10 protein-coding genes and 1 tRNA gene are annotated in these 11860 nt (G+C 61.0%); 3 read left to right on the forward strand and 8 right to left on the reverse strand.

The window, feature by feature from the left end; genetic code table 11:
• Positions 1-49: 49 nt before the first annotated feature.
• The 3 genes from ABHR63_RS03250 to ABHR63_RS03260 form a co-directional block, all read right to left on the reverse strand.
• Complete coding sequence (locus tag ABHR63_RS03250) at positions 50-508, reverse strand: hypothetical protein (RefSeq protein ID WP_035137239.1); 459 nt, start codon at positions 506-508, stop codon at positions 50-52.
• A gap of 64 nt (positions 509-572) precedes the next feature.
• Positions 573-645, reverse strand: a tRNA-Ala gene (locus ABHR63_RS03255).
• Between the two features lie 150 nt (positions 646-795).
• On the reverse strand, positions 796-1734 hold the full coding sequence (locus tag ABHR63_RS03260; protein ID WP_346964834.1) for a radical SAM protein: 939 nt from the start codon (positions 1732-1734) through the stop codon (positions 796-798).
• Between the two features lie 526 nt (positions 1735-2260).
• Here ABHR63_RS03260 and ABHR63_RS03265 point away from each other — a divergent pair.
• Both ABHR63_RS03265 and trpS read left to right on the forward strand, forming a co-directional pair.
• Positions 2261-3460, forward strand: a complete 1200-nt coding sequence (locus ABHR63_RS03265; protein WP_346964833.1) for an MraY family glycosyltransferase — start codon at positions 2261-2263, stop codon at positions 3458-3460.
• A gap of 170 nt (positions 3461-3630) precedes the next feature.
• Positions 3631-4680: a tryptophan--tRNA ligase gene (trpS, locus tag ABHR63_RS03270; protein ID WP_035137246.1), complete on the forward strand. Its 1050-nt coding sequence runs from the start codon at positions 3631-3633 to the stop codon at positions 4678-4680.
• A gap of 392 nt (positions 4681-5072) precedes the next feature.
• Here trpS and ABHR63_RS03275 read toward each other — a convergent pair whose 3' ends face one another.
• The 5 genes from ABHR63_RS03275 to pckA all read right to left on the reverse strand — a co-directional run bounded on the left by ABHR63_RS03275 (position 5073) and on the right by pckA (position 9684).
• Positions 5073-5393: an MGMT family protein gene (locus tag ABHR63_RS03275; protein WP_035137247.1), complete on the reverse strand. Its 321-nt coding sequence runs from the start codon at positions 5391-5393 to the stop codon at positions 5073-5075.
• A 79-nt stretch (positions 5394-5472) separates the two neighbouring features.
• Positions 5473-6327 carry a DegV family protein gene (locus tag ABHR63_RS03280; RefSeq protein WP_227789858.1) on the reverse strand — a complete coding sequence of 285 codons (855 nt, stop codon included), beginning with the start codon at positions 6325-6327 and terminating at the stop codon, positions 5473-5475.
• Between the two features lie 119 nt (positions 6328-6446).
• Positions 6447-6896: a MarR family winged helix-turn-helix transcriptional regulator gene (locus ABHR63_RS03285; RefSeq protein ID WP_055310682.1), complete on the reverse strand. Its 450-nt coding sequence runs from the start codon at positions 6894-6896 to the stop codon at positions 6447-6449.
• A 170-nt stretch (positions 6897-7066) separates the two neighbouring features.
• Entirely contained in the window at positions 7067-7786 is a 720-nt protein-coding gene (locus ABHR63_RS03290) for a B3/B4 domain-containing protein (RefSeq protein WP_161115862.1), read from the reverse strand.
• Between the two features lie 227 nt (positions 7787-8013).
• Positions 8014-9684 (reverse strand): phosphoenolpyruvate carboxykinase (ATP), encoded by a 1671-nt coding sequence (gene pckA / locus ABHR63_RS03295; RefSeq protein WP_346964832.1) that lies wholly within the window; start codon positions 9682-9684, stop codon positions 8014-8016.
• Between the two features lie 379 nt (positions 9685-10063).
• Between pckA and ABHR63_RS03300 the strand changes: the two genes are divergently transcribed.
• Complete coding sequence (locus tag ABHR63_RS03300) at positions 10064-11647, forward strand: lipopolysaccharide biosynthesis protein (protein ID WP_334203735.1); 1584 nt, start codon at positions 10064-10066, stop codon at positions 11645-11647.
• Positions 11648-11860: the final 213 nt, after the last annotated feature.

Consider the following 11860-nt stretch of genomic DNA (forward strand, 5'->3'; position numbering starts at 1 on the left):
GGGTTAGACGAGAGCAGAGGATGCGGACATAACGCCCGATGCAAATAGGTTAGAGCAGGCCCATGCTGGTCAGGATCGTGTAGCCCATAAAGATGACAAACGCGATGAGGGCAAGGACAATGATGATTTTTTGAGCCGGCGCCATGCCAGGGATCTCGTTCTCGCCCGTAGGTTCCTTGGAGGTAACCATGCGCTGGGCAAAGGTCATCTCGTCACGGCTCGGCTTGGGCTCGACGGACTTGGGACGAGCGGCCTTTTTAGGCTGAGGTTTGGGCGCGGCGGGTACAGGCTTCGCAGCAGCGGGCTTGGGTGCGGGTGCGGGCTTGCGCTCGGATGCGGCGTTCGAGGCGACCTCCTCGGCCTTCGCACGCTCGGCGCGCAGGGCAGCCAGCTCCTCACGCTCGCGACGGGCCTCTTCCCGAGCCTCGCGGCGGGCCTTCTCAGCGCGGAGCTCTTCCAACTCGGCGCGCTCCTCGTCGGACAATGGTTGGGACTCAAGCTCGGCCATGGTATAGCCCTTTCTTTTAAAAAAAGCCGCCGACACAATGTCAGCGGCTTATCAAATCCAAGGGTGGAGACGAAGGGAGTCGAACCCTCGGCCTCTGCCATGCGACGGCAGCGCTCTCCCAACTGAGCTACGTCCCCAGGACAAGTCGATATTTTACCTACGGCTCGCCAACTGTCAACGCCCAATAACCAGTCTTTTTGGGGCGCGGCTATTTTGGCAACTTTTCGAACAGGCGATCCTCTCGATGATTTTTTATCCCCGTCCCAGAAAAATCATCGACGAACGCACTACTTTGCGCTGGTAAGAACACCGGTGGTGTCGAAGGCCGGGGTGAAGCTCTCGTCTACCGCGCCGCCCTCTTGCCAGAACATCGTCGTAAAACCCAGGTCGTCGGCATGGTCGAGCACCCGCTCGTACTCCTCGCGCGTCACGGCGCGCGCCAGATCGCCACCCTGCTCGCGCATGAGGGCATTGGGCGTGTATTGGTTCATGACCGAGATCGGCACGTCGCCCACCGTCTGCCACACCAGGTCCAGCACGCGACACGAATCGTCTGCATGTCCCGGCAGTACCAGATGGCGCACAATCATGCCGCGCTTCATGAGCCCGCCCTCATCCACCAGCTCTCCCCCGCGGCGCTCGATCTCGCGCGCCATCTGAGCCAGGCCTGACACGGCCACACGTGGGTACTCCTTTATATGAGAGAGCGACTGCGCAAGCCCGGCATCGGCATATTTAAAGTCGGTGAGCCACACATCGACCAGGTCGCCCAGCGCCGCCACGGCACTCGCACGCTCGTAACCACTCGTGTTGTAGACGATCGGGATGACCAGCCCGCGCATCCGTGCCGCGGCAATCGCGGCAGGCAACAGATGCGCATAGTGCGTCGCCGTCACCAAATTGATGTTGTTGGCACCCTGGTCCTGCAGTTCCAGCATAATCTCGACCAGGCGCTCAGACGAAATCTCAAGGCCAAAATTGCCGGTCGAGATCTCGTGGTTCTGGCAGTAGATACATTTAAGCGAGCAACCGCTAAAGAAGATCGTGCCCGAACCGGCCTCGCCCGAGATAGGCGGCTCCTCCCACATATGAAGCGCGGCGCGGGCCACCCTGAGCGTGTCGTTAGCACCGCAGACGCCGTGCGCGCCCTCATCGCGCGCCGCACCGCAACGGCGCGGACACAAATGGCAGGCGGGCGAAAAAAGTTCGGTCAACGACGTCGGCATAAAAACATGCTCCAAAACAACGATTCAGCAGCTCAAACGTAAAGGGCCAGACCGGGTAGACGGCTCCGTCCCTAAGGCGCCGTAATCGTCCGACACGATTTTTGTAATGTCAAGACTGGAATCGATAAAGTGCCGCTTTATGATGTAGGTATTCCGCCCCCCGCGGAGCAACTGGGTGAACCGTCGCGTTTATTTAGGGAGCCCACACAGTCGTACCTAGTACAGGTATCCTTCGTTGTTAAGGACGCTGGAACAGTCGATGAGGGCACCCACCTGTTTTAGGTGGGTTCATTTTCGTAACGTGGGGGGTGGTTTTCTTTTGCCGAAAATTGCCATTACAGTCCATATGGATCCACGCCGGCATCCCGACAAGCCATCGACAACATCCCAATATCTGGTAAGCGCGTGATTATCGCTGCGTGCAATTCCATGCACCCCCCTTGGTCGAGTATCATGGTTCGGCTATGCCCTTTGCGCATGGCGTTCTTCTGACCTTTTCCTTCGACGCTTGGCGGTTTTTAGATTCATGGCTTCATCCCCGAGCTACATACCGTACCTATGCGTGGCAGCGGCGGCCTTTATCACGACCTTCCTCACGGTACCCCTGGTCAAGCGCCTGGCAATCAAGCTCGACGCCGTCGACTATCCTTCTAAGCGCCGCATCAACACCAAGCCCATCCCGCGTTTGGGCGGAACGGCGGTGTTTTTGGGCCTGGTCGTCGCCTGCACTGTGCAAATCCTAGGCACCTGGTACCTGGGTTGGCCGCCCGTTTTGGTGCCCCACCCCCGTCTTCACATCAGCTACCCCATACTTGCGCTTTCTTTTACCGTTATCTTTGCGACCGGCGCTATCGACGACGTCTTCCAGCTCACGCCCAAGCAAAAACTGGCCGGACAGGTCCTCGCCGCGCTTATCGCCTGCATGGGCGGCCTGCGGATCGGCGTCATCGTCAACCCGTTTGCTCCCGGCGAGATCATGCTCGGATGGCTCGCCTACCCCATTACCGTGATCTATCTGGTGGCATTCACCAACATCATTAACCTCATCGACGGCCTCGACGGCTTGGCCACGGGCATCTGCGGCATCGCATCGTTCACCATGTTCTCGATGGCTGTTCTCTCGGGCCGCATCGACGCCGCCGCGCTCTCCATTGCGCTCTTTGGCGCCTGTCTGGCCTTTTTGCACTACAACTTCAACCCCGCAAGCATCTTCTTGGGCGACTCGGGGTCGCTGCTGCTGGGCTTTGCGCTGGGCTCCATCTCGCTGCTCAACGTGAGCCGCACCGCCGCACTCACCTCGCTTATCATCCCGCTCATCGTTGCCGGCGTGCCCATCATCGACACGTTTAGCGCCATCGTGCGCCGCAAGCGCGCCCACATTAGCATCGGGCAGGCCGACAAGGGCCACATCCACCACCGCCTGATCCAAGAAGGCTACAACCAAAAACAGGCTGTGCTGCTCATCTATGCCTGGTGCATTATGCTTTCGGCCGGCGCCGCCGCCATCAATCAGGTCGAGGTGCCCATGCGCGTGCTCATCTTTACCGTGCTTGCCATTGGCTCGGCGGCCTTTGCCAAGCACCTGCACCTGTTTGAACCCGTGCTGCGCCACCATTACAACAAGCGCACGCACGAGGACGAACTGGTCACCCCCGACGACCCCGCCTTTAAGCAGGAGGAGCAGGCAGCCGAGGAGCGCAAAGAAGAGCGCCACCACAAGCTCTAGGGCAAGCTGCCGAGGATGTGCCAAGGCACCGTTAGCCAAGCACGGCCGCGCCGCACCCATCGCACATGCCGCACCACGCGCGTCCCTCTCCCGCCCCTCGCCTACTTACGCACCACCCCTCCAATAAACGCGTTATCATCTTGACCCATGAACATACGTTAGGAGCAATCATGCCAAACGAGAACAGCTACGAAGTCGCGCTGCAAAAGAGCAACGCCATTCGCGAGGGCCTGACCAAGACGCCCGAGAAGTTCACCATGCTCACCGGCGACCGCCCCACCGGCCGTCTGCACCTGGGCCACTACTTCGGCACCCTCAAGGGCCGTGTTGAGCTGCAGAACATGGGCGCCAAGACCAACGTGCTCATCGCCGACTACCAGGTCATCACTGACCGCGACACGACCGAGCACATCCAGGACAACGTGTACAACATGGTCATGGACTACCTTGCCTGCGGTATCGATCCCGACAAGACCATGATCTACGCGCACTCCGCCGTGCCCGCCGCCAACCAGCTCATGCTGCCGTTCCTGTCGCTGGTGTCCGAGGCCGAGCTGGCGCGCAACCCCACCGTCAAGGCCGAGATGGAGGCCTCGGGCCATGAGCTTACCGGCCTTCTGCTCACCTACCCGGTGCACCAGGCCTGCGACATCCTGTTCTGCAAGGGCAACGTGGTGCCCGTCGGTCGTGACCAGCTGCCGCACATCGAGCTCACCCGCACCATCGCCCGCCGCTTTAACAACCGCTACGGCAAGGTGTTCCCCGAGGTCGACGCGCTGCTGTCCGAGACCCCGCTGCTGCCCGGCCTGGACGGCCGCAAGATGAGCAAGAGCTACGGCAACGCCATCAACATCTCGATGACCGCCGAGGAAACGGCCAAGCGCATCAAAAAGAGCCAGACCGACTCCGAGCGCATGATCACGTTCGATCCCGAGAACCGCCCCGGCGTGTCCGGTTTGCTTTCGACGGCCGCCATCTGCACCGGTCGCTCCGAGGTCGAGATTGCCGAGGAGATCGGCATGGGCGGCTCCGGCCAGCTCAAGAAGTACGTGACCGAGGCCGTCAACGAGTACTTCGCACCGATCCGCGAGCGTCGCCAGCGCTACGAGAACGATCTGGACTATGTGAAGGACGTCCTGCACGAGGGCAACCGTCGCGCCAACGAGATCGCCGATCAGACCCTGGCAGAGGTTCAGGACGCCATGGGCATGGTGTACTAGACCGATCTACTGGCTTGAGCTTTCGATTGCTTTAGGGCGGGCGCTGCGGCGTCCGCCTTTTTTGGAGCCGGACCGCTTCGGCTCCGTCCATCGCACCCCCTCGACAAACGGGAACAGGCCCGCCGGCAGTTAGCTGCCAGCGGGCCTGTTCCCGAAGTACACCGTTGAATCGCACAGAGGGGAGGGATGCGAATCAAACTCAACAGGGCAGGCTTTTCATCGCCTATTGCCTGCTCCCTTGCTGAAACCAATATAGTTCACCGTGGTTTACTTTCTGACGGCAAAGTACGCCGCCACACCTTCTCCATAAGTTAGCTCTGGTAAACCTACAGTGTAAAACCACCACAAAGGGGACAGGCGCCTTTGTGGTGGTTTTCGCCACGGAAGAACCGCTAGAGCCCGGCAGGCCAGCGACAGGCGGCCAAGTCGACGTGCATGTCGTCCTTAAACGCCACACCTTCCCCTAGCAAAAGCTCACGTTGAGCATCGGGACCGCCAAAAGCGAAGCCCTCGCATATGTGCCCGTCGGCAAACACCACGCGGTGACAGGGAATCTCGCCGGGGCGCGGATTACTATGCAGGGCATACCCCACGTACCGCGCACTTCGTGGACGACCGGCAAGCAGCGCCACCTGGCCATACGTGGCGACCATCCCCTCGGGGATCTGCTCGACCACCTCGTACACCCGTTCAAAAAAGCCCTCAGACGCCATTGCTCGCTCCCTTCCACCCGGAAAAGCATAAACCACCACAAAGGTGCCTGTCCCCTTTGTGGTGGTTTTGACCGGAAAGCTAGTTGGCGGGGCGGAAGAAGGCTACGGCTACGGCGCCGGGGCCCACGTGGGTGCCGATGGTGGCGCCAATGGTGTGGATGGACAGCTCGCCCTCGGTGTGACCGGCCCACAGTGCCGCGCTGTCCTCGATATATTTCTTGAGCACGGCGTCCGAAAGGCCTGTATAGCCCAGCGCCAGCGGCATGGAAAAGTCGACGCCGCCCGCCTTTTCTACCTTCTGGTTGAGCAGGTTACGACCGTTCTTGGAACCGCGCGCCTTGCCCAGCTGCACGATCAGGCCGTCCTCGGCGGCCACAACGGGCTTTACGTTGAGCAACGTGCCCACAGCGCCGGCCGCAGCAGACAGGCGACCGCCGCGCACCAAGTACTCCAGCGTCTCAAGCAGACCGATAACCACCACGCGGTCACGGACTGCCTCGACGGCCGCCGCGATCTGGGCCGCACTACGGCCCTCGTCCACCAAGCGCAACGCATACTCGACCAGGACACGCTCGCCCAGGGTGACGTTATTGCTGTCCACCACGAACACGTCGCCGCCCGGCGCCTCGGCAAGTGCGGTACGGGCACTCTGATTGGTGCCCGAAAGCTTGGCGCCCACGGTAATAATCACTGCCTCGTCGCCGGCCTCACGTGCCTCGGCAATCGCCTGCGAAAACGCGTACGGGTTGACCTGGCCGGTCTTGGGCAGCTCATCGCGCTCCACGAGCATCTCGTAAAAGCGCTGATGATCGATGTCGACGCCATCCATATACACATCGGTGCCAAAGGTGACGGACAGCGGCAAAACACGCAGAGCGGGGTGCTCCGCCGGCGACATATCGCTTGCGGAATCGGTAATAATACGAATGGACATAACAAATCCTTTCTTGCGCGGAGCTCGCGCGGGGAATTTTGACAGCAATGCCCCGGCACGGTATACGCGCTCAAACGGGACTATGCAGTTGTTAATGGGAAGCAAATGCCTTGGCGGCCTTAGATCTCGCGCAGGGTGTCGAGAATCGTACGCAGCGATGCATACATCTGCTCGCGCTGCTCCACACCCATAGCCTTACCGGTGGTATCGAGCACCTCGCGAATGATGCGGTCCGCCTCGCTCATGCTCTCGCCGCCCAGAGCGGTCAGGCGAACCGGAGCACGATACTTAACGGCGGCATCGCCCGAATCATCGACTTCGACGTAGCCGCCCTCCTCCAGATGCGCGAGCGTACGCGAGACGGCGGCGCGGGTCACGCCTGCCATGCGAGCCAGGTCGGCACCAGTCAGGCCGTCCTTGCTGCGCTCAAGATAGTACAGGCACATAACGTCGGAGCCCTTGAGGCCCAGCCTTGCGCCCTCAGACGTCTTAATGCGCTGGATCTCCTTGTAGAGACCGCTGATCAGTCCGACAAAGTCCTCGAAACGTGTCTCGTCGCTCTGCTGCATGGGAGACGACCGCCTTTCGCTTGCATAATGCTAACGGGTAAACATCTTAGTCGCATAAGGCGACACCCGTACCCAAATACCCCATTTGTTAACCCATCAACATAAAAACCACCACAAAGGGGACAGGCACCTTTGTGGTGGTTTGGGGCATCAATAGGTTCTAGGCGCCGCTACAGCTCCACGCAAGGATTGTCGCGGGTCACAAGCGTCTTAATGACAACCGTCGCTCCCAGATAGCGCTCAAGCAGCTCGGCTAAGCGATCGATCGCAGCCTGGCAATCCCCCATCCGCTCGGGCTCCACGCACTCAATCGCTAGGAACGCATCGGCCGAATCATCGGACAGCGCCGTGCGAACGCCGTCGCGCCAGTTCCAGCAGCGGCACACAGCGCCCGCATCATCGATGTAGGCGAGCTCGCCGGGCAGCGTCGGATCGTCCGTCTCCTCGCCAAGCGGCAAGAACGCATCGCCACCGTCGGTCACCTTCAGGCGAAGGTCCCCCTCGATCGCATGCAGATCCTCGCCTCCCACGGGCAGCGCGTAGGTCAGCGACACCGTGTTGTAAATATCCACCGCGGGCGTAATGTGGCCCACCGGCTTGCCTTTGAGCACGCGTTTGAGCAAGTTCTCGATCGAGCAGCGCGCGCCTTTCTTGGTCTTGAACAGACGATAGGCCTCGCGCCATGCCCTGACCGGTGCGTTCTCGCTGATAGTGTCGCTGGTCAGATGACGCTCCGCATCGATATTGGCGCGGTCGAGCAACGCCGCAATCGCATCCACGTCCTCTTGAGGAATCTGAGCCGTGGGCTTCATGCCCTCCACGACCACAACACCGACCGCTGCCTGCGGAAACAGCTCCCAGAATGAATCCTCGGCAATAAAGCTCTTCATACGCTCTCCCTTCATTGTGCGCGCCCGAGTGAGGGCGCCTAAACAAAAAGCGCCCTTACAACGGCCACCTTCAAAGTCCTACGGTGCCGTCACAAGAACGCTTGCGCTGTCCCCATCCGGAGAAGGGAACGATATGTCAGGCGTATTGTAACCCGGGTCATCCACACGAGCAAAACCACCACAAAGGTGCCTGTCCCCTTTGTGGTGGATATGGACTCACGGCGAAGCTAGTGGCGGAGTCCCAGCAGGCCGCGGCCGTGATGACGGGCCTCGGCGGACACCTGGGCGTGCGGGCCGGCGGCTTTGACGGACTCGGGCAGGTGCGAGTACTTCTTCTCGAAGTTCTCCTCGAACATCACGGCCAAGTTGTGCGCGGCCTCGTCGTAGCGAGCGGTGCTCTGCCAATACTGGCGCGGCACCAGGATGCCGTCGGGTACGCCGTGGCACGTGGTGGGAATGTCGACGTTAAAGATGTCGTCGTGCACGAACTCGCTGTCCTCGATGGTACCGTCGAGGGCGCGGGCCACCAGGGCGCGCGTGTAGGCAAGCTCGATGCGATGACCCACGCCGTAGCCGCCGCCGATCCAGCCGGTGTTGACCAGGTACACACGCGTGCGGCCGTCGGCGATGCGCTCACCGAGCATCTTGGCATAGACCATGGGGTCGAGCGGCATAAACGGCTCGCCAAACAGCGAAGAGAACGTGGGCGTGGGCTCGGTGACGCCGACCTCGGTGCCGGGGATCTTGGCCGTAAAGCCCGTCACAAAGTGATACATGGCGGCGTCGGCCGTCAGGCGCGAGATGGGCGGCAGCACGCCAAAGGCATCGCAGGTCAGGAAGAGCACGACGCTTGGAGTGGTGCCCATGCCCTTGGTCCACGCGTTGGGAATGTGCTCCACAGGGTATGCCACGCGCGTGTTGTGCGTGATCGAGATGTCGTCGTAGTTGGGCTTGCGGTTCTCGTCGAGCACCACGTTTTCGCAGATCGCGCCAAAGCGGACAGCGTTGAAGATCTCGGGCTCGTGGAACGCGTCCAGGCCCTCGCATTTGGCGTAGCAGCCACCTTCGATGTTGAAGATGCCCATGTCGGACCAACCGTGCTCGTCGTCGCCGATCAGCAGCCGCGTGGGGTTGGCCGAAAGCGTGGTCTTGCCCGTGCCCGAAAGGCCAAAGAACACGGCGGTCTCGTGCGTGACGGGATCCATGCTGGCCGAGCAGTGCATGGGTAGCACGTCGTCCTCGACGGGCAGCAGGTAATTCATGACGCTGAAGATCGACTTTTTAATCTCGCCGGAGTAGCCGGTGCCGGCGACCAGAATCACGCGTTCCTGGAAGTTGATGACCACCGCAGCGCTGGAGTTGAGGCCCTTGATGGCGGGGTCGCACTGGTAACCGGGCGCTGCGAGCACGCAGAAGTCGGGCTCGCCGGTGCGCGCGATTTCGCGGGCAAGCGGTCGGGCGAGCATCTGCTTGATAAAGAGTGCCTGGCTGGCACGCTCGCAGGCAACGAGCAGTCGACGTGTGTGGTTGCGGTCGGCGCCTGCCATGCCGCGGGTGACGAACACGTCGCGCTCGTTGAGATAGTCGACGATGCCGGCCTTGATGGCCTCATAGCTCTCGACGGACAGCGGGCAGTTGACCGCGCCCCAGGCAATCTTGTCGTGAACATCGGGGGTGTCAACGATAAAGCGATCGTTGGGTGAACGGCCGGTGCGCTCCCCCGTCTCAATCACCAGCGCGCCGTTGGATGCCATGCGGCCTTCTTCGCGGCGGATAGCGTGCTCGACGAGCTCCGCGGCGGGTAGATCGACCAGCAGACGGGGTTGATTCTCGGCGGGATCTTCGACCAGCGTAATACCAAAGTTGGACAAAACTTCTGCAGGGGTAACACCAGGCATGGGGCCTCCTTTAAAAACGCGACACATGGACGCGGCGCGCACTTTACTCACGTAAAGCACGTTGTACCCGATATGCAAAAACGTTTTTGCGGCAAGGGTGGCAAGCCCGCCCAACGGTCAAAAATCGCAGGCAAGCGGCCTAGTCATTGGGGACGTTTTTAAACGCCTAGTCATTGGGGACACTCTTGAACAGGCAACATTCAAGGAATGTCCCCGGATGCCGGCACTTAGGGACGTTCCCAAAGTGCCGGCACATAAGGAACGTCCCTAAGTGCCGACTACCGAATGGCGCCGCCGAAATTATCGAACAACCTGTTCAAAAACACGAGCGAGCACCGTCGCGTCTATACTAAAGCGCAGCAAAAGAAAGGACTCCGCTTTGAGCATCACGCCCCTCGATAGCATTCGCCGCGCCATCGCCCGCCGCAATGGCGTCGCCGACCCCGCCGTAGCGGGCAGCGGCACCGCAAGGGCCCAGGGCGGACGCATCGAGAACGGCCTGTTCCCCGCCTCCCACACGGCCGAAGAGCTCGCGCGCATCCAAGAGCTGAGCCAGCGCAACGCCGGCGGCCCCAACAGCAGCCAGGCCACGCGCCGTCGCCGGCGCGAACGCGATCGCGAGCCCGACCCCATCCACCGCATGGTCAACGCCTGGTGGAACCGCCTGCTCGGCGTTGTCTACGGCGGCGGCTTCTCCACGCAGGAAGCCGAATACGAGGAACACGCCACCCGTCGCGACTATCTCTGGAATACCCTGGGCACCGCCGTGTGGGGCTTCGCGTTTCCCCTGCTCACCATTGTGTCCACGCAGCTTGTGGGCGCCGAGGAAGCCGGTAAGTTCTCCATCGCCTTCGTCACCGGCACGCTCATCATGATCGCATGCAACTACGGCGTGCGCAATTTCCAGGTCTCAGACATCGACGAAAAGACGTCCTTTGCCTCCTACCAGCTCAACCGCTGGCTTTGTGGAGCGCTCGCCCTAGGCTGCGGCCTCATGTACAGCAGCGCCCGCGGCTATGACGCGCAGATGGCGACGATCGGCCTGGGCGTCTACCTCTACAAGGTGATCGACGGCGTCGCCGACGTGTACGAAGGCCGCCTGCAGCAGGCCGACAAGCTCTACCTGGCCGGCATGAGCCAAACGCTACGCTCCGTCGGCGTCATCGCGGTCTTTAGCGCGGCGCTGTTCCTCACGCGCAGCATGCCCATCGCGGCCATGGCCATGGGCATCGCCGCGATCGCCTCGCTCGTGCTGGTCACCGCGCCGCTTGCCCTGCTCGAGACCGAAAAATCGCGCCGCGTGAGCCTGCGCGAGGTCGGCCACCTGTTTGTCCAGTGCGCCCCGCTCTTTGGTGCACTGTTCCTGTTCAACCTTATTGAGAGCATGCCCAAGTTTGTGATGGAAGGCACGCTGGCATACAAATATCAGCTGTACTTTAATGCCCTGTTCTTTCCGGCGCAGGCTATTTTGTTGAGCGTCGGATTTGTCTACAAACCGCAGCTCCTGCGCTTGTCGAGCATTTGGGCTAATCCTCGCAAGCGTCGTCGCTTTGACCTGATTATTGTTGCCGTTATGGCGCTGATCGTGGCCATCACCGGCGTGTGCGCCGCATTTATGGCAGGTCCCGGTATTCCCCTCATGAGCTTTATGTACGGCCTCAGCTTTGAGCGCTACCGTACGCTGGCGTTGCTGATGGTCGTCGCCGGCGGCGTCACCGCGGCCATCGACTTTATCTACGCCATCATCACGGTGCTACGCCACGCTGGAGACGTCACCAAGATCTACCTGATCTGCTTCGCCGTAAGCGTGGTGCTGCCGGTGATCTTGATTAAGCTGCTGGGTCTGATGGGCGCTGTGGTGAGCTACCTAGCCATCATGGCCCTACTCCTGGTGCTACTGATTATCGAGTACGCCCACATCCGCCAACGCATAGAACGCGACCGCAACCCATACGGCGCCTAATTAGCTGCCCGGTCACCGGAATTTGCGATGGAATCACCCCGGCTGGGGTCTCGTTGCGGACAATATTCATCACGCAAAACTAAGTGAGTAGACTTTTACCGAATCCCCGACCACACCAACAGAGCACAAGTCTGTGACCTGCACTGATAATTGTCCTTGGGGGAAGCGGGCACTGCGGGGGCGCGTCAACAGCGCGCGATTTCCGCGTCGCAG

The organism is Collinsella aerofaciens (assembly GCF_039752775.1).
In the GTDB taxonomy this organism is placed as follows: Bacteria; Actinomycetota; Coriobacteriia; order Coriobacteriales; family Coriobacteriaceae; genus Collinsella; species Collinsella aerofaciens_R.